This window comes from Mesorhizobium sp. NPDC059025, assembly GCF_042739655.1.
In the GTDB taxonomy this organism is placed as follows: domain Bacteria; phylum Pseudomonadota; class Alphaproteobacteria; order Rhizobiales; family Rhizobiaceae; genus Mesorhizobium.
Genome location: NZ_JBHYIM010000018.1, coordinates 74964 through 93488, shown reverse-complemented (window position 1 = coordinate 93488; position 18525 = coordinate 74964). Strand labels below are relative to the sequence as shown.

Genomic DNA, 18525 nt, shown 5'->3' with positions numbered 1-18525 from the left:
CCGGTCGCCTCGGGCAGCATCAGCGTCAACGGCAAGCCGCTTGGCCGCAGGCGTGACAAGGCCTTCTACCGTCAGGTGCAGATGGTGTTCCAGGATCCTTATGGGTCCCTGCATCCGCGCCAGACGGTGGACCGGCTGCTGCAGGAGCCGCTGGCCATCCATGGCGTCAGTGACAGCGAGGCCCGCATCCGCCGCGCGCTGGAAGAAGTGGGCCTGAGTTCCGGCTTCCGCTTCCGCTATTCGCACCAGCTGTCGGGCGGCCAGCGCCAGCGTGTGGCGATCGCACGCGCCCTGATCCTGGAGCCGTCGATCCTTCTGCTCGACGAGCCGACCTCGGCGCTCGATGCCTCGGTGCAGGCCGAAGTGCTGAACCTGCTCGAACAGGTGCGGCGTGATCGCGGCCTCACCTATCTGATGGTCAGCCACGACCTCGCCGTCATCAATCACATGTGCGAGCGCCTCATGGTCATGCAGAACGGCGAGGCTGTCGAACAGCTCGCTGCTGCCGACCTCGTCTCCCACAACGTCGCTCAGGACTACACACGACGCCTGCTCAAGGCATCCGAAGGATTCGTCCGGGCGCCCGGGAATTCCGAACTTTCGAGACTTCAAACAAAGCCAATGAAAAACCAACAGAGGGAAGACAATGAAATCTGGTCTGGTTCTGGGGGGCTTGAGCGCACTCCTGTTTGAAATCCCACAACCCGCCGTAGCGGAGACGGAGATGATGTCCGATCCCGAGCCGGTCCAATACCTCCGTGCCTGCGATGTCATGGGCGCGGGGTTCATCCAACTTCCGCAAAGCGATGTCTGCCTGAAGATCGGCGGCTATGTCAGCTACGAGGTCTCGGCCGGTGCCGACGTCTACACCGGCGAACGCAAGAAGAGCTGGGGCCAGCACACCAAGGCCAAGCTGAATGCCGATGCCCGATCGGAAACCGAACTCGGAAGCCTGAACACATTTTTCGAGATCGAGGCGAACTTCACTGACGGCACCGACGAGGGCGCGAGCTTTTCCGCGGCGACGATCGAGTTGGGCGGCCTGCTGATCGGCGCATCGGACTCGCAGTTCGATGTCTGGCTGGGGTCGGCGGGCAACGTCTCGAGCGACGATGTCATTCCTTATGCCGGCGGCATGACCAACCAGGTCAGCTACACGGTGCGCCTCGGCAACGGGCTTTCGGCCATGTTCGGGGGTGAGCAGGGAGCGAGTGCCGACAAGAGCAGCAGCGGAGGAGAGGTCGAGGACGACGAGGAGGGCGAGGGACCTGAGACGCCCGATATGCAGGATCATCTGATCGACAGTTATATGCCGCATCTGGTCGGCGGGCTGAAACTCGAAAGGAAGTGGGGAGCGATTGCCACCGTCCTCGGCTACGACTCGGTGTTCCAGGAGATCGCAGCGAAGGTGCGACTGGATCTCAGGCTGGGAGGGCCTCTCACCGCCTTTGTCATGGCCGGTTATCAGTCCGATCCCGAGAAGCCGAACTACTATGGGGCTTGGGACGGCACCTACGCCGCGTGGAGCGGCCTTTCCGCCAGCCTTTCGCCGAAACTGACCCTCAACAGCCAGATCGCCTATGCGGATTCGGGGACATACGCACTGGCATTCAATGCCGACTATGAGGTGGTTCCGGGCCTGATCGTCACGCCCGAGCTCGACTACACCGCGTTCGGCAGCAGGTCCGCGACATCCGGCGATGCGTTCGCCGGCGTCCTCAGCATTCAACGTGATTTCTGATGCCGGGATCCCCGCTTCATCACCGGCTGAGGGGGAAGCATCAGCCATTCCGAACATCCGGGTTCAACCGGCGAATGAGAGCCAGACAAGGACATTGATCATGATTTCAACACGACGTTCATTGCTCAAGATGGGATTGGCGGGACTGTTCATGCCGCACGTGCAAATCGCTCTGGCAGACGACAAGCCGAAGCCGTCATTCGAAAGCTGGCGGCGCGACTTTGAAGCCAGCGTTCCGGAGCGCATGAAGGCGGCCCACATTGTTGGCGCATCCGTCGCCATCACGACGAAGGAGAATGCCACGCGTTACACGGCTGCGTTCGGTTTCGCCGACCTCGGGAAGCAGCGAAAGCTTACGGCAGACACGCCGATGCACCTCGCGTCGGTGAGCAAGCTGTTCACCGTCTCGGCCCTCGTGCAGCTGTTCGAGCGCAAGGGCTATGACCTGAACCGCGACATCAATGACTTCATCGATTTCAAGATCACCAACCCCAACCACCCGAAGATCCCGATCACCGTGAAGCAACTCGTCACCCACACATCGAGCATCTCCGATGAAGGCTATGGCGAGCCTTCCTTCCCGGGCGATCCGACGCAAAGCCTGCCGAGCTTCCTGAAGGACTATCTCGTCAAGGGCGGCAGCACCTATTCGCCGAAGTCGTTCCTCAAGGGAAAGCCCGGCACCAAGTGGGATTACAGCAATGTCGCCATCGCCCTGGTGGGCTACATCGTCCAACATGTCAGCAAGCAGGACTTTCCCACCTATGTGGCGGCCAATGTTCTGCAGCCGCTCGGCATCCGGAACGCGCATTGGTATCTGAGGGAGTTCGCGCCCGACGTGCTTGCCACGCCCTACCAGTATGAAAAGGGTGAATTCGTCGCACTGCCGCAGCAGGGCTATCCGGACGTGCCAGCCGGCATGCTGCGTTGCTCCGCCAGCGATCTGGCGAAAGCCTTGCATGCGATGCTGGGGCAGGAAACGGGCAGCAAGGCCATCCTGTCCAGGGCCGCGGTCCGCAACATGTTGCGCCGGCAGGTGGATCGCAAGATCTATCCTTATCAGGGCCTGTGCTGGACCGATGAGGAGACCGCGACACACAAGGTGGTTGGCCACACCGGCAGCGACAACGGCGCCTTGAACATGGTCGCCCTGACCCAAGACAAGAGCCAGGCGGTGGCGCTTCTGATGAACATCGACGGCACCGATGAAACCCGCAAGTTCCGGGCGTCGATCGTCGACGACCTGCTCGCCGGCGCGAAGCTCGCCCGATAGGCGAGGGCCGAAATCAAACAGAACAGGGAGCGCACCGGCTGTAGCCCGGCGCGCTTCCAGCCCAACACGCAAAGCACAAGACAATCATGCCCGATCTCATTCCCGTCTTCGACGGCCACAACGACTCTTTGCTCAACCTCCATCTCTCGACCGAGGCCGACAAGGCGCGGCTCTTCATGGAAGGCGCGCCCGCCAGCTGGCACATCGACCTGCCACGGGCCCGCAAGGGTGGCTTCGCCGGCGGCATGTTCGCTGTCTTCGCGCCTTCGGCGGGAGACGAGGATCCCGGCTTCACCGCCTCGGTGCTCGGCAATGACGAACCCTTGCCGCCGCCCCGGCCGATGGAACAGGCGCGTGTGCCCACCCTTGCCATGGCGTCTCTCCTGTTCAGGCTCGAGCGTGCGGGGGCTCTTGCGGTCTGCCGCAGCGCGGCCGACATCCGCGCCGCCATCGAGGGGGACACGATCGCCGCCGTCTTCCACATCGAGGGCGCCGAAGCGATCGACGCCGATTTCGTCATGCTGGATGTGCTCCACGCCGCCGGCCTGCGCTCGCTGGGGCCGGTCTGGAGCCGTCCCAACATTTTCGGTCACGGCGTGCCGTTCCGCTACCCGTCGTCGCCGGATACCGGGCCGGGCTTGACCGATGCCGGCAAGGCGCTGGTCAAGGCCTGCAACCAGCTGAATATCCTGGTCGACCTGTCGCATATCAACGAACAGGGCTTCCGCGATATCGCGGCCATCAGCGATGCGCCGCTGGTGGCGACGCATTCCAACGCGCATGCGATCTGCCCGCATGCACGCAACCTCACCGACTGGCAGCTCGATGCCATCCGGGAGACGCGCGGCATGGTCGGTCTGAACTTCGCCAGGGAATTTCTCCATCCCGACGGCCCCGACGGCAAAGGGACAAATCTCGATACGATGCTGCGTCACATCGATGCCTTGCTGGCAAGACTGGGTGAGGACGGCGTCGGGCTGGGCTCGGATTTCGACGGCGCGCCGATTCCTGAGGAAATCGGCGACGTATCGGGTCTGCCACGGCTGCTCGAGGCGCTCGGGCGTCACGGCTATGGACGCGAGCTGGTCGAGAAGATCGCCTGGAAGAACTGGGTCGGCACGCTGGAGCGGACGATCGGCTAGCTAGGCCAGCCACATCGCATCAGGCACGACCACCAGCTTGCCGACGAAGTCCTTAGCCATGAAGTCGGTCTGGGCGGTGTGGAAATCCGAGAGCCGGTAGACGCCGCCGACCAGCGGCTTGATCTTCTTCTCCTCGATGTAGCGCACGATGCGGCGGAAATCCGTGCGCGTGCCTTGCGAGGAGCCATGCAGCTGAAGCTGCTTCAGGTACATGGTCCTGAGATCGAGCTGCACCACCGGGCCGGCGATCGCGCCGGCCGTGGTGTAACGGCCTTCCGGCCGCAGGATGCGCAGCAGGTCGTTGAAGGCCGGGCCGCCGACGAGGTCGGCCACCACGTCGATCGGCTCGCCGCCGGTCGCCTCGGCAACCGCGCCGGGCAGGTCGGCGACGCCGCGCGTGATGACCTTCTCGGCACCGATGTCGAGCAGCGCCTGCTCCTTGCCTTTGCCGACCACGGCATAGGGGATGGCGCCGCGCGCGCGAGCCAGTTGCACGATGCCTGAGCCGACACCGCCCGATGCGCCGGTGACCAGGACGCGTTCGCCTGCCTGCAGCCCGGCGCGTTCCAGCATCTGCTCGCCAGTCAGATAGGCGCAGCAGAAGGTTGCCAGTTCGACATCGGTGAGTTCGGTATCCACCACATGCGCATTCTCGGCCGGCAGCACCTGGTATTCGGCGTAACCGCCGTCACGGCCATGGCCCATATAGTCGATGTCGGCCAGGGAATCGTCGTCGCGATTGTAGATGGAGAAATCCACCATCACCCGTTCGCCGAGCCGCTTGGGCGACACGCCTTTGCCGACGGCGACAATCGCGCCCACCGTGTCGGTGCCCTGGATGCGCGGAAAGGTCAGCGTGTTGCCCTGGCGACGCCAGGTGGAGACGGCCGCGGCATCCTCTTCCGTGCCGTAGGCGCCCTGGCGCACCCACACATCGGTGTTGTTCATGCCGCACGCCGTTACCTTGACGAGCACTTCACCGGCGGCTGGCTTCGGTACCCTTGCATCGGTGCGGTAGACGAGTTTCTCGAGCCCGCCATGGCCGGTCAGCAGCACAGCGGCCATGGTGTCAGGCAAAGGTTTTGCAATCGCATTCATGGTCGGTCTCAGATCTTGGAGAATACGGTCTTCACCGCATCCGTGGTCTTCTCGACAATGGTGTCGGCCTCCTGCCTGGTCAGGCAGAGCGGCGGCGCGAAGCCAAGGATGTCGCCCTGCGGCATTGCACGAGCAATGACGCTGCGCTCCAGCAGTGCCGCCGACACCTGCGGCCCGATCTTCTCGGAGGCGTCGAAGAACACGCGCCCGTCGCGGTCCCTGACGAATTCCACCGCCGCCAGCATGCCTTCGCCACGCACCTCGCCGACATTCTTGTGATCGCCGAGCGCCTTGGCCAGCTGCTGGTTGAGATAGGCGCCGGTTTCGCCGGCATTCTTCACCAGACCCATTTCGTCGATGAGCTCCAGATTGGCGACGCCGGCGGCAGCGCAGATCGGATGCGCCGAATAGGTCCAGCCATGGCCGATGGGCCCAAGCTTGTCGGAGCCTTCGACAAGAACCTTCCACATCGTGTCGCGCACGATGACGCCGGAGAGCGGCGCATAGGCCGAGGTCAGTCCCTTGGCGATGGTGATGAGGTCGGGCTTCATGCCGTAATGGTCGGAACCGAACATCGAACCCAGGCGGCCAAAGCCGGTCACCACCTCGTCTGCCACCAGCAGGATGTCGTATTTGGCAAGCACCGCCTGGATCTTCTGCCAGTAGCCGGCAGGCGGCGGCACGATGCCGCCTGTTCCCAGAACCGGCTCGCCGATGAAGGCCGCAATTGTTTCGGGACCTTGCGCCAGGATCAGCGCTTCGAGCTGGTCGGCGCAATATTGCGAGAACTGCTCCTCGGTTTGCGAGCGGTCAGCGCGGCGATAATAGTATGGCGCTTCCGTGTGCAGGATCGGGGCGCGCGGCAGGTCGAAGGCGTTGTGGAAGCCGGCAAGGCCGGTCAGCGAGCCGGTCATCACACCCGAGCCGTGATAGCCGCGCCAGCGCGAGATGATCTTCTTCTTCTCCGGCTTGCCACGGACGTTGTTGTAATACCAGATCAGCTTGATGTTGGTTTCGTTGGCGTCGGAGCCCGACAGGCCGAAATAGACGCGCGACATGCCCTGCGGCGCGCGGTCGATGATCATCTTGGCGAGCTTGATCGAGGTCTCCGTGCCGTGCCCGACATAGGCGTGGTAGTAGGCGAGGCTCCTGGCCTGCTCGGCGATGGCATCGGCGATCTTCTGGCGGCCATAGCCGACATTGACGCAATAGAGCCCGGCAAAGGCGTCGATGCTCTTCCTGCCGGTCGTGTCCCACACGGTCACGCCTTCGCCACCGGCCATGACGCGGTTCGGCATCTCGCCGCGCGCATGCATGCCCATATGGGTCGAGGGGTGGAAGAAGTGGTCGCGATCCCAGGCGGTGAGTTCGTTGGATTGCTGCAGCATGTTGTCTCCTTTTTGTCTCAGCCGCCGGCCTAAGCCAGATCGAAGCAGATGTATTTGAGGTCGGTGAAGGCTTCGAGGCCGTGGCGCGAACCTTCGCGCCCGAGGCCGGATTGTTTGATGCCGCCGAAGGGGATCGGGGCGCCGGTGATCTTGACACGGTTCACGGCCACCATGCCGTAGTCGAGCACGCTCGCCAGACGCCGCTGGCGCGCGCCGTTCTCGGTGACGGCATAGGCAACGAGCCCGTATTCGGAAGCATTGGCGCGGGCGATGACTTCGTCCTCGGTATCGAAAGGCGTGATCGCCGCCACCGGGCCGAATGTCTCTTCGCGCATGATCAGCGCGTCGTCCGAAAGGTCGGCCAGCACGGTCGGCTGATAGAACAAGGCCCCCGCCGCATGACGTTCGCCGCCACAGAGCAGACGCGCGCCTTTGGCGGTGGCATCCTTCACCTGTTCGTCGACTTTCCTCACTGCCCGCTCATGCATCAGCGGTCCGATATCGCTGTCGGCAGCTAGGCCGCTGCCCACCTTCAGCGCCGAGACCTTTTCGGTGAAGGCCGCGCAGAAGCGTTCGTAGAGCGGCCGTTCGACATAGATGCGGTTGGCTGCGAGACAGTCCTGTCCCGAGGTGGCGAATTTGGCGTCGACCGCGATCCTCACCGCCTTGTCGAGGTCGGCATCGGCAAAGACGATCAGCGGCGCATGCCCGCCCAGTTCCATGACCAGGCGCTTCATCGTCGGCGCGCATTGCGCGGCGATCAGCCGGCCGATCTCGGTCGAGCCGGTGAAGCTCATCGCCCTGACACGCGTATCGGCGCAGAGCTGTCCGACGATCGTCGCGGCATCGCCGGTGACCACGTTGAAGACACCCGCCGGCAGTCCGGCGCGCTCGCCGATTTCGGCGAGCGCAAGCGCCGAAAGCGGGGTCTCGGAGGATGGATGGGCAACGATGGTGCAGCCGGCGGCAAGCGCGGCAGCCGCCTTGCGCGTCAGCATGGCCGAGGGGAAATTCCATGGCGTCACCACGCCGACGACGCCCAGCGCCTCGCGCCGCACCGCCATTTCGGCGCCGGGCAGGTGGCTGGTGACGGTCTCCACGTTCAGTCGTTTCGCTTCCTCGGCGTACCATTCGACGAAGGAGGCCGCATAGTCGATCTCGCCCAGCGACTCCTGCAGCGGCTTGCCCTGCTCGAGCGTCATCAGCAAGGCGAGGTCATCCTTGGCGGCCACGATCAGCTCGAACCATTTTCGCAGGATGGTCGAACGCGCCTGCGGCAACAGCGCTTTCCAGCCGGTCAGGGCGCGGGCAGCAGCATCGATCGCCTTGCCGGTCTGGGCGACATCGAGTGCCGCCACCCAGGCGATGCTTGCGCCGGTGGCCGGGTCGGTCACCTCGAAGCCGGCGGCGGTGTCGCTCGCGGTCCAGTGGCCGTCGACATAGGCATGTTCGCGGTAAAGCCGCCGGTCGGTCAGGCCGTCGAGCGCTTCATGGCGCTGGTGGGGGGCGAAATGGGCGGACATGACAGGGCCTCCGTGTCGGAGCCTGCAGTCTAGGGACGTCGATGCGAGAGAAAGACCATTCCACGTGCGATTGGTAGAGAGACTCTCTCTTCTGGCGCGGATCACGAGAGAGTTTCAGTACTGGCTCAGTCGATCGAAAGCAGCTCCGGCAAGGGCAGGACAGCCTCGTCCTTGACCGTCTTGATGACGATGTAGGTGAAGTAGCGGTCGATGCCGAGCTCGCGCTCCAGCAGCGCGTCGACCAGGCGCTGATAGGCATCGATGTCGGCGGTCATCACCTTGAGCAGGTAGTCGACGCCGCCGCCCACCGACCAGCAGGCGACGATCTCGGGAATGTCGCGGATGGCGCGCTCGAAACGCTCGAAGTCGGCCTGCCTGTGCGCACCCAGCGTCACCTCCATCAGCACCGTGGCGATGGGAGCGATGGCGCGCATGGCGATGCGGGCATGATAGCCCGAAACGATGCCGGCCTTTTCCAGCTTCGCCAGCCGGATCCAGCACGGCGTCGGCGACAATCCCACCTGCTCGGCCAGCGCCAGCTTGGTGATGCGCCCGTCGCGCTGGATGGCGTCGAGGATCTTCAGATCGATGGCGTCGAGTTTCAGTCCGGTCATATGCGTCGCTTTTCCTGTCGCCAACACCATGCAGGCGCACGATTCCGATTGTCAATTGCACTGATTTAGATCTCTAATGAAGTCATGACATTGTGGCGTCCTGATCCGGCGTTGATCCGCCGTCCTGCCTATCTATCGCTGGCCGACCAATTCGCGCGCGCCATCCATGATGGCCGGCTGGCAAATGGCGAACGCCTGCCGACGCACCGGGCGCTGGCGGATGAGCTGAAACTGTCGGTGCAGACGGTCAGCCGCGCCTATGAGGAACTGATCCGGCGCGGGCTCATCGCCGGCGAAATCGGCCGTGGTTCCTTCGTGCAGACGCAGCGCCGCGAGCCGGATCCGCCCTACCTGCCCGAGCGGCCGGGCGAGGTCATCGACCTGTCGATCCTGAAGCCGGTCTGCGAGCCGATGCACCTGGAGAAGCTGAAGCAGGCGCTCGGCTGGCTGGCCGAGACGCTGCCGGCCAGCTCGGCGCTGTCATTCCGGCCGAACATGGTGTTCCCGCGCCATCGTGCAGTTGCCGCCGAATGGCTGAAACTGTGCGGTCTGGAGGCTTCATCGCAAAACATCACCCTCACCAACGGGGCCACCGCCGGCATGACGGTGGCGCTGATGAGCGTGGCGCCGCCCGGCTCGACCGTCGTGACCGAGGCGATCGGCCATCACACCCTGGTGCCGTTGGCGCGCTATCTCGGCTTCCATCTGGAAGGCCTGCCGATCGACGACCATGGCATCGTGCCCGAGGCGCTGGACCAGGCCTGCCAGCTTTCCGACATCCGCGCCGTCTTCGTGCAGCCGTCGGTGATCAACCCGACCGCCACCCTGATGGGCGGCATCCGGCGCTCGCAGATCGCCGAAGTGGCGCGCAAGCACGACATCGCCATCATCGAAAACGATGTGCTCGGCCCGCTGCTGGAGGATCGCCCGCCGCCGGTCGCCTATTTCGCGCCCGAGCGCACGCTCTACGTCACCTCATTCTCCAAGATCACCGTGCCCGGCCTGCGCATCGGCTATCTTGCTGCGCCCGATCGTTATGTGGCGGCGGTGGCCAACCGGCATCTGGTGTCGAACTGGATGGCGACGCCGATGGTGGCCGAGATCGCCAGCAAATGGGTGACGGACGGCACCGCCATGGAACTGGTGCGCTGGCAGCGTGCTGCCGTGCGCCGGCGCCATGACATCGCGGCGGAGACCCTTGCCGGGGTGACGTTCCATGCCCATGCCGACGGGCTGCATCTGTGGTTGCCGCTGCCGGAGGACCGGGCGGAAGAAGGGTTCGTGGCGCAGGCGCGGCTGCAGGGCGTGGCGATTGCGCCTGGCGCATCCTTCCGCATTTCCGAGGCCCCCTGGCATCCGGCCGTGCGCATCTCGATCGGGTCGACCACCGAGAGCGAACTGCGTACCGGCCTCGGCGTCGTCACACGCCTGCTGCTCGGCGATCCTGAGCATCTCCTGCTGGCAATCTAGACTTTCGGAAAGAGATTGGGCGGCGAGCCAGGGCCTCTAAAGGCCCTGGGCTTCCGCTCATGGTCTGAGCGATTTTGGAAAAATTGTCATGATATTATTTTGTCAATTGACATGATTTTGTTGCTTCCCCATCGTTAGGAGAGAAAAGTTCTCCAACACGGGGATAGGCGATTGGCCGCGCCCATCATCAAGATCGACGCGATTTCGAAGAGCTTCGGAGCCTTCAAGGTTCTGGACGGGCTCTCGATGCAGGTCATGCCCGGCGAGAAGCTGGCACTCATCGGTCCGTCGGGTTCCGGCAAGACCACGATCCTGCGCATCCTGATGACGCTCGAGCGCATCGATGGCGGGCACATCGAGGTCGAGGGCGAGCAGCTCTACCACATGCAGCGCGAGGGTGCCTTGGTGCCGGCGAGCGAACGGCATCTTGCCAGGATGCGTCAGAAGATCGGCATGGTCTTCCAGCTCTTCAACCTGTTTCCGCACAAATGCGTGCTCGACAACGTCACCCTGGCACCGATGCTGACCAAGGGCATGCCGCGTGCCGCCGCCGAGAAGCGGGCGATGGAACTGCTCGACATGGTTGGCCTGGCTGACAAGGCCAAGGCGATGCCGGCGCAGTTGTCGGGCGGCCAGAAGCAGCGCGTGGCGATCGCCCGCGCGCTCGCTTTGTCGCCCAAGATCATGCTGTTCGACGAGGTCACTTCGGCACTCGATCCCGAACTGGTCGGCGAGGTGCTGAACGTCATGCGCAAGCTCGCCGCCGAGACCGACATGACCATGCTGCTGGTCACGCACGAAATGGGTTTCGCCCACGACTTCGCCGACCGGGTGCTGTTCTTCGACCGCGGCAAGATCGTGGAAGAAGGCAAGCCCGACGACATTTTCCGCCATCCCAAGCAAGAGCGCACGCAGAGCTTCCTGAAGAAGATCATCGCGGCAGGGCATCGCGTCTGACCGCTGGCGGAAGCGAATGGTTGCCGCGCAGGCGGCAACACGACCACCAACAAAAACCGAAAAACATGGAGCTGGGAACAATGAGAACATTTGCAACCACGGCAGCACTCGCCGGTTTCGCGCTGGGTATTCTGGCCGCCACCACCGCCGGCAGCCGTGCCGACGACAGCAAGCTGGAACAATTGAAGAGCCAGGGTTTTGCCCGCCTGGCCATCGCCAACGAGCCGCCCTATACGGCGGTTGCCGCCGATGGCAAGGTTTCGGGTGCTGCTCCCGACGTCGCGCGAGAGATCTTCAAGCGCCTTGGCGTTGCCGACGTCGCGGCTTCGATCTCCGAATATGGCGCGATGATCCCTGGCCTGCAGGCAGGACGTTTCGACGTGGTGACGGCGGGCCTGTTCATGAAGCCCGAACGTTGCGCGGCCGTCGCCTATTCCGAGCCGGTGCTGTGCGATGCCGAGGCCATGCTGGTGAAGAAGGGCAATCCCAAGGGCTTCAAGAGCTATGAGGATGTCGCCAAGGACGCCAAGGCCACCATCGGTGCGCCGGGCGGTGGCACCGAGGAGAAGCTGGCGCTGAATGCCGGCGTGCCGCGCGATCGTGTCATCGTGGTGCCGGACGGCCAGAGCGGCATCAAGATGCTGCAGGACGGCCGCATCGACGCCTATTCGCTGCCGGTGCTTTCCATCAACGACCTGATGAAGAAGGCCAACGATCCGAACCTCGAGGTCATCGCGCCGGTGCAGGGTGCCCCCGTCTATTGCGATGGCGCCGCCTTCAACAAGAAGGACACCGCGCTCCGTGATGCCTTCGACGTCGAACTGGCGAAGATGAAGAAGTCCGGGGAGTTCGCCAAGATCATCGAACCATACGGCTTTTCGGCCAAGGCGGCGTTGTCGACGACGCGCGACAAGCTCTGCGCGGCAAAGTGAGACTCACTGCACGCCCTTCTCTCTGTGAACGGGGAGAGGGGCGCAGCCGCACCGTTTTCGTCAACCGGAAGACCCTATGATCGACTGGTCCGGATATCTCGACCTGATCTTGCAAGGAGCGCTGGTCACCATCAAGCTGACGCTGATGGGATCGGTGCTGGCACTGATCATGGCGTTCCTGGCGGGGCTTGGCCGGCTATCGCGTTTCTTCGCGGTGCGCGCGCTGGCCACGATCTATATCGAGTTCTTTCGCGGCACGTCGATCTTCGTCCAGCTGTTCTGGGCCTATTTCGTGCTGCCCATGCTCGGCTTCGAACTGACGCCATTGCAGGCCGGCGTGCTGGCGCTCGGGCTCAATGTAGGCGCCTATGCCGCCGAGGTGGTGCGCGGCGCGGTGCAGTCGATCGGCAGGGAACAATACGAGGCCTGCACGGCACTCAATCTCGGCCGTTGGCAGGGTATGCGCCATGTCATCCTGCCGCAGGCCTTCCTGGTGATGCTGCCGACCTTCGGCAACAATGCCATCGAGCTGCTCAAGGCCACGTCGGTCGTGTCGCTGATCTCGCTGGCCGACCTGACCTTCCAGGCGCAGGTGGTTCGCGCCCAGACCGGCAACACGCTGGTGCCGTTCGCCACCATCCTCGTCATCTATTTCGTGCTGGCGCTGCTGATCTCCTGGGGTACGCGCAGCCTGGAGCGCCGCCTGTCGCGCGGTCTCGACGGAGTGCGCGTCTGATGGAGTGGGCCAAATAATGGAATGGGATTGGGCCTTCGTTCGCGAGATCATGCCGACCCTCCTCGAGGGCGTGAAGATCACCATCCTGGCGACCATCCTGGGCTCCGCACTGGCTGCGGTGGTGGGGCTCGCCATAGCGCTGCTGCGGCGTTCGGAGAACCGCATCGTCTCGCGCACGGTCGGTTTCCTCGCCGAATTCATTCGCGGCACGCCGCTTCTGGTCCAGCTCTATTTCATCTTCTACGTGCTGCCGGATTTCGGCCTGCTGCTGCCGCCGCTGACCGCCGGTGTCATCGGCCTTGGCCTGCACTACGGCACCTATGCGGCCGAGGTCTATCGCGCTGGCATCGACAACGTGCCGCGCGGGCAATGGGAAGCCGCCAAGGCCTGTAATCTCAATGCCCGCCAGACCTGGACGCACATCATCCTGCCGCAGGCGATCCCGCCTATGATGCCGGCACTGGCCAACTATTTCATCGCCATGTTCAAGGAAACGCCGCTGCTTTCCGCCATCACCGTGCTGGAGCTGATGAACCAGGCCAAGAGCGTCGCCAACACCTATTACCGCTATGTCGAGCCGATGACATTGGTCGGTGCCTTCTTCCTGGTGATCAGCCTGTTCTCGGTAGTGCTGCTGCGATGGCTGGAGCGGCGCTACGGCAAGGTGGAGCGATAAGCATGGCACCCGATATCCGCCTGTATCCGGAGCGTCCGGCCCTTGACCCGCGTCCAATGGAAAAACGTGTCGGCCTGATCATCCTGGCGACCGACCACACCACCGAGCCGGACTATCGCCGCATCGTGGCGAGCGAGCGCATCGGCGTCTATGTTGCGCGTGTCGCCTACGCCAATCCGACCACTCCGGAAAACCTGCGCAAGATGCAGCCGGCCTTGACCGAGGCAGCGGCCCTGATCCTGCCGGACGAGAAGCTCGATGCCATCTGTTATTCCTGTACCTCGGCTTCGGTCGTCATCGGCGATGCCGAGATCGAAGCCGCCGTGCAGGCTGCCAAACCCGGCGTGACCGTGGTGACGCCGCCGATGGCGGCGATGCGAGGACTGAAGACGCTGGGTGCCAGGACGATCAGCGTACTCACACCCTATACGGTCGAGACCAGCCGTCCGATGGCGGACTATTTCGTCCGCCACGGCTTCGAGATCGCGTCCTTCACCTGTCTCGGCTTCGACGACGATCGCGAGATGGCACGCATCGCGCCTGCGACACTGGTCGAGCTGGCGCGCCAGGCCATGCATCCGGATGCGGATGCGCTGTTCGTATCGTGTACGGCGTTGCGTTCGGCGCTCGCGGCTGTGGCGATCGAGGCGGCCATCGGTCGCCCCGTCGTTACCTCCAACCAGGCGACCGCCTGGAATTGCCTGAGGCTCTGTGGCGACGACAACGCCCATCCCGAAGGGGGCCGGCTGATGACCAACCCATTGCCGCGCAGCTGACAGCCATGGATACAGTCACCTTCCAGCATATCCTGGTTGCGCGCGACCGCATCGTAGGCAAGATCGCAGCAACCCCCATCGTGGTTTCGACCAGTCTGTCGGAGCGCCTCGGCGTCCCGGTTTACCTCAAGCTCGAGCATCGCCAGACGACTGGCAGCTTCAAGCTGCGCGGCGCCTCCAATGCGATCGCGTGGCTCGATGCCGAAGACAGGAAACGCGGCGTCGTCGCCGCTTCGACCGGCAATCATGGCCGCGCGCTCAGCTTTGCTGCGCGGCTCGAAGGCATGCGTGCAGTCATCTGCATGTCGAAACTGGTGCCGTCCAACAAGGTCGAGGAGATTCGCCGTCTCGGTGCTGAGATCCGCATCGTCGGCAACAGCCAGGATGATGCCCAGGTCGAGGTCGAGCGGCTGGTGGCGGAGGAAGGGCTGGTCATGGTGCCGCCCTTCGATCATCCGGCGGTGATCGCCGGGCAAGGTACGCTCGGCCTCGAGATCGTCAGTGCCGTTGCCGACGTGGAGACCGTGCTGGTGCCGCTGTCCGGCGGCGGGCTGGCGGCAGGCATTGCCGCCGCGGTGAAAGGCACCAGGCCTGATATCAAAGTCATTGGCACTTCGATGCAGCGTGGCGCGGCGATGAAAGCCAGTCTCGACGCTGGACGGCCGGTACAGGTCGAGGAGATGCCGACCCTGGCGGACTCGCTCGGCGGCGGCATCGGCCTGGACAATCGGCTGACCTTTTCGATGTGCCGCGAGCTGCTCGACGATGTCGTGCTGCTTTCCGAAGCTGAAATCGCTGCCGGCATTACCCACGCCTACAGCGAGGAACGCGAGATCGTCGAGGGCGCCGGCGCGGTCGGTATCGCGGCGCTGCTGGCCGGCAAGATCAAGTCGCGGGGCCCGGTCGTGCTGGTGCTCTCCGGTCGTAACATCGACATGGTCCGGCATCGCGACATCGTCTGCGGCAAGGAGGAACTGGCGGCATGAGGCCAATGACTATCCTCACCGAGACGGACCTGCGGCGTCTCGTGAAACTCGATCTCGAAGCCGTGGCCTGCGTGGAAAATGCCTTCCGCGCGCTCGCCACCGAGAAGGTGGCGATGCCGCCGATCCTCAGGCTCGACATTCCCGAGCATCGCGGCGAGGTCGACGTGAAGACCGCCTATGTGCCCGGCATCGACGCCTTCGCCATCAAGATCAGCCCCGGCTTCTTCGGCAATCCAGCGCTCGGCCTGCCGAGCACCAACGGGCTGATGGTGCTGCTGTCGGCAACGACCGGTGTCACCGAAGCGCTCTTGATCGACAACGGCTATCTCACCGATATCCGCACTGCCGCCGCCGGCGCCGTGGCGGCAAAGCACCTTGCCCGACCGGATGCCGCGAGCGCCGCAATCTTCGGCGCCGGCATGCAGGCGAAACTGCAGCTGGAGGCGCTGAAGCTGGTGCGGCCGATCACCGAAGCCCGCATCTGGGCCCGTGATGCCGCAAAGGCGGAGGCGGCAGCCGGCGAATTGCGCGAGAGGCTGGGCATCGATGTGCGGCCCGAGCCCGATGCGGCGAAAGCGGCAGCGGGGGCGGACGTGATCGTGACGACGACACCGGCGACCGAGCCGCTGATCCATGCCGGCTTCGTCTCGGCGGGGCAGCACATCACCGCCATGGGATCGGATGCCGAACACAAGAACGAGATCGCGCCGGCGGTGATCCGCATGGCCGATCTCTATGTCGCCGACAGCGCCCGGCAGACGCGCCGGCTCGGCGAACTGCACCATGCCATCGATGCGGCGGTGATGGCGGCAGATGGCGAGGTCACCGAACTCGGCCAGATCATCGCCGGACGCAAGCACGGTCGACGAACCGCGGCCGATATCACGCTTGCCGATCTTACCGGCACGGGCGTGCAGGACACCGCCATCGCCACGCTCGCGCGGGACCGGGCGAGGGCGGCGGGTGCTGGAACAATCTTTGAAAGCTGATGCGGGTCCGAAGGGCCAAAACGAGGAACTGGAAGAATGCAGCCCAATTTGAAGTTTTCGCGCGAGGAGTATGCGGAGCGCCTCGCAAAGACGCGCGCGGCCATGGAGGCCAAGGGTGTCGACGTGCTGATCTGCTCCGACCCTTCCAACATGGCCTGGCTGACAGGCTATGACGGCTGGTCCTTCTATGTGCATCAGGCCGTGATCGTGCCGCCGGATGGCGAGCCGATCTGGTACGGGCGTGGCCAGGATGCCAACGGCGCCAAGCGCACCGCCTACCTGAACCACGACAACATCATCGGTTATGCCGACCACTATGTGCAGTCGACCGAGCGCCACCCGATGGACTATCTCGCCGGCCTGCTTGCGAAGCGCGGCTGGGATGGCAAGCGGATCGGCGTCGAAATGGACAATTACTGGTTCTCGGCCAAGGCCTTCGCGTCGCTGCAGCAGCACCTGCCCAATGCCCGCTTTGTCGATGCGACTGCGCTGGTCAACTGGCAGCGCGCGGTCAAGAGTGCCACCGAGATCGACTACATGCGCAAGGCCGCGCGCATCGTGGAAGCGATGCATCAGCGCATCGCCGACAGGATCGAAGTCGGCATGCGCAAATGCGATCTCGTAGCTGAAATCTATGACGCGGGCATCCGCGGCGCCGATGGCTTTGGCGGTGATTATCCGGCGATCGTGCCGTTGCTGCCGTCGGGCGAGGATGCCTCCGCGCCGCACCTCACCTGGGACGACAAGCCAATAAAGGCGGGCGAGGGCACCTTCTTCGAGATCGCCGGCTGCTATCACCGCTATCATTGCCCGCTGTCTCGCACCGTCTTCCTCGGCAAACCGACGCAGGCGTTCCTGGACGCCGAGAAGGCGACGCTCGAAGGCATGGAAGCCGGGTTGGCGGCAGCGAAGCCGGGCAACACCTGCGAGGACATTGCCAATGCTTTCTTCGCGGTGTTGAAGAGGTACGGCATCGTCAAGGACAACCGTACCGGCTATCCGATCGGCATCTCCTATCCGCCGGACTGGGGCGAGCGCACCATGAGCCTGCGCCCCGGCGACCGCACCGAGCTCAAGCCCGGCATGACCTTCCATTTCATGACCGGACTGTGGCTGGAGACGATGGGACTGGAGATCACGGAATCGATCCTGATCACGGAGACCGGGGTCGAATGCCTGGCCAACGTACCGCGCAAGCTGGTGGTGAAGGACTGACGATGTCGCGGCCTTCTCCCATTTCCGCGTCTGTCGACTTCGGTCGCGATGGAGTCCAGCACGGCTTCCTGCGCCTGCCCTACAGCCGCGACGACTCCGCCTGGGGCTCGGTGATGATCCCGATCTGCGTGGTGAAGAATGGCAGCGGCCCGACGGCCTTGCTTACTGGCGGCAACCATGGCGACGAATATGAAGGGCCTCTCGCCCTCTACGAGCTTGCCCGCACGCTCGACCCGAGAGCGGTCTCGGGCACGGTGATCATCGTGCCGGCGATGAACTATCCGGCCTTCCGGGCCGGCACGCGGACCTCGCCGATCGACAAGGGCAACATGAACCGCAGCTTCCCCGGCCGTCCCGATGGCACGGTCACCGAGAAGATCGCCGACTATTTCCAGCGTGAACTGCTGCCGCGCGCGGACGTCGTCTTCGACTTCCATTCCGGCGGGCGCACGCTGGATTTCGTGCCGTTCTGCGCCGCGCATATCCTGCCGGACAAGAAACAGGAGGCACGCGCCTTCGCGGCCGTCGAAGCCTTCTCGGCGCCCTTTTCGATGAAGATGCTGGAGATCGATGCGGTCGGCATGTACGACAGCGCGGCCGAGGAGATGGGCAAGGTCTTTGTCACCACCGAACTCGGCGGCGGCGGCACCTCACGCGCCGAAACGGTGCGCATCGCCAGGCGCGGCATCCTGAACGTGCTGCGCCACGAGGGCATCGTGGAGGGTGCTGTCGAGAAGCTGCCGACACGTTGGCTCGACATGCCTTCCGGCGACTGCTTCTGCTTTGCGGAGGAGGACGGCATGATCGAGACGATGGTCGATCTCGGCGAACCGATAGAAGCAGGTGCCGTCGTCGCGCGCATCCATTCGACCGGCCGCACCGGGCAGGCGCCGCAGGAAATCAGGGCGAAGATTTCCGGCCTGCTGACAGCCCGTCATTTTCCTGGACTGGTCAAGGCTGGGGATTGCGTGTCGGTGGTGGCTGTCGCGGAGTGATGAACCCGTCCACA

18 protein-coding genes are annotated in these 18525 nt (G+C 64.1%); 14 read left to right on the top strand and 4 right to left on the bottom strand.

Going from position 1 to position 18525, the window contains the following annotated elements:
* The 4 genes from ACFWYE_RS28635 to ACFWYE_RS28620 form a co-directional block, all read left to right on the top strand.
* On the top strand, positions 1 to 693 hold a 693-nt coding region (locus ACFWYE_RS28635; protein ID WP_379115461.1), incomplete at its 5' end, for an ABC transporter ATP-binding protein.
* A 31-nt stretch (positions 694 to 724) separates the two neighbouring features.
* Positions 725 to 1741, top strand: coding sequence for a porin (locus ACFWYE_RS28630; protein ID WP_379115459.1), 1017 nt, complete (start codon positions 725 to 727; stop codon positions 1739 to 1741).
* Between the two features lie 100 nt (positions 1742 to 1841).
* On the top strand, positions 1842 to 3014 hold the full coding sequence (locus tag ACFWYE_RS28625) for a serine hydrolase domain-containing protein (protein ID WP_379115458.1): 1173 nt from the start codon (positions 1842 to 1844) through the stop codon (positions 3012 to 3014).
* Between the two features lie 86 nt (positions 3015 to 3100).
* Positions 3101 to 4156, top strand: coding sequence for a dipeptidase (locus ACFWYE_RS28620; RefSeq protein ID WP_379115457.1), 1056 nt, complete (start codon positions 3101 to 3103; stop codon positions 4154 to 4156).
* Here ACFWYE_RS28620 and ACFWYE_RS28615 read toward each other — a convergent pair whose 3' ends face one another.
* The 4 genes from ACFWYE_RS28615 to ACFWYE_RS28600 all read right to left on the bottom strand — a co-directional run bounded on the left by ACFWYE_RS28615 (position 4157) and on the right by ACFWYE_RS28600 (position 8779).
* Positions 4157 to 5254: an alcohol dehydrogenase family protein gene (locus tag ACFWYE_RS28615; RefSeq protein WP_379115456.1), complete on the bottom strand. Its 1098-nt coding sequence runs from the start codon at positions 5252 to 5254 to the stop codon at positions 4157 to 4159.
* A gap of 8 nt (positions 5255 to 5262) precedes the next feature.
* Positions 5263 to 6642, bottom strand: a complete 1380-nt coding sequence (locus ACFWYE_RS28610; protein WP_379115455.1) for an aspartate aminotransferase family protein — start codon at positions 6640 to 6642, stop codon at positions 5263 to 5265.
* 29 nt (positions 6643 to 6671) lie between these two features.
* Complete coding sequence (locus ACFWYE_RS28605; RefSeq protein WP_379115454.1) at positions 6672 to 8165, bottom strand: NAD-dependent succinate-semialdehyde dehydrogenase; 1494 nt, start codon at positions 8163 to 8165, stop codon at positions 6672 to 6674.
* Positions 8166 to 8290: 125 nt separating this feature from the next.
* Positions 8291 to 8779, bottom strand: a complete 489-nt coding sequence (locus ACFWYE_RS28600) for an Lrp/AsnC family transcriptional regulator (protein WP_379115453.1) — start codon at positions 8777 to 8779, stop codon at positions 8291 to 8293.
* An 84-nt stretch (positions 8780 to 8863) separates the two neighbouring features.
* Here ACFWYE_RS28600 and ACFWYE_RS28595 point away from each other — a divergent pair, with 84 nt between their 5' ends.
* From ACFWYE_RS28595 to doeB, 10 genes are all read left to right on the top strand, one after another.
* Complete coding sequence (locus tag ACFWYE_RS28595; RefSeq protein ID WP_379115452.1) at positions 8864 to 10249, top strand: PLP-dependent aminotransferase family protein; 1386 nt, start codon at positions 8864 to 8866, stop codon at positions 10247 to 10249.
* Between the two features lie 171 nt (positions 10250 to 10420).
* A complete protein-coding gene (ehuA, locus tag ACFWYE_RS28590) occupies positions 10421 to 11206 on the top strand; it encodes an ectoine/hydroxyectoine ABC transporter ATP-binding protein EhuA (protein ID WP_379062614.1) in 786 nt (261 codons plus the stop codon).
* A gap of 80 nt (positions 11207 to 11286) precedes the next feature.
* Positions 11287 to 12138, top strand: coding sequence for an ectoine/hydroxyectoine ABC transporter substrate-binding protein EhuB (gene ehuB / locus ACFWYE_RS28585; protein WP_379115451.1), 852 nt, complete (start codon positions 11287 to 11289; stop codon positions 12136 to 12138).
* A gap of 76 nt (positions 12139 to 12214) precedes the next feature.
* Positions 12215 to 12874, top strand: coding sequence for an ectoine/hydroxyectoine ABC transporter permease subunit EhuC (ehuC, locus tag ACFWYE_RS28580; RefSeq protein WP_379062610.1), 660 nt, complete (start codon positions 12215 to 12217; stop codon positions 12872 to 12874).
* Between the two features lie 16 nt (positions 12875 to 12890).
* Positions 12891 to 13550 carry an ectoine/hydroxyectoine ABC transporter permease subunit EhuD gene (gene ehuD, locus ACFWYE_RS28575; RefSeq protein ID WP_379062608.1) on the top strand — a complete coding sequence of 220 codons (660 nt, stop codon included), beginning with the start codon at positions 12891 to 12893 and terminating at the stop codon, positions 13548 to 13550.
* Positions 13551 to 13552: 2 nt separating this feature from the next.
* Positions 13553 to 14326 (top strand): ectoine utilization protein EutA, encoded by a 774-nt coding sequence (gene eutA, locus ACFWYE_RS28570; protein ID WP_379062606.1) that lies wholly within the window; start codon positions 13553 to 13555, stop codon positions 14324 to 14326.
* A 5-nt stretch (positions 14327 to 14331) separates the two neighbouring features.
* Entirely contained in the window at positions 14332 to 15312 is a 981-nt protein-coding gene (gene eutB, locus ACFWYE_RS28565) for a hydroxyectoine utilization dehydratase EutB (RefSeq protein ID WP_379115450.1), read from the top strand.
* Positions 15309 to 16301, top strand: coding sequence for a cyclodeaminase (locus ACFWYE_RS28560; protein WP_379062602.1), 993 nt, complete (start codon positions 15309 to 15311; stop codon positions 16299 to 16301). Before eutB ends, ACFWYE_RS28560 begins: the two co-directional genes overlap by 4 nt.
* Before the next feature lie 36 nt (positions 16302 to 16337).
* A complete protein-coding gene (gene doeA, locus ACFWYE_RS28555; protein WP_379115449.1) occupies positions 16338 to 17516 on the top strand; it encodes an ectoine hydrolase DoeA in 1179 nt (392 codons plus the stop codon).
* Entirely contained in the window at positions 17474 to 18511 is a 1038-nt protein-coding gene (gene doeB, locus ACFWYE_RS28550) for a N(2)-acetyl-L-2,4-diaminobutanoate deacetylase DoeB (protein WP_379115448.1), read from the top strand. Before doeA ends, doeB begins: the two co-directional genes overlap by 43 nt.
* Positions 18512 to 18525: the final 14 nt, after the last annotated feature.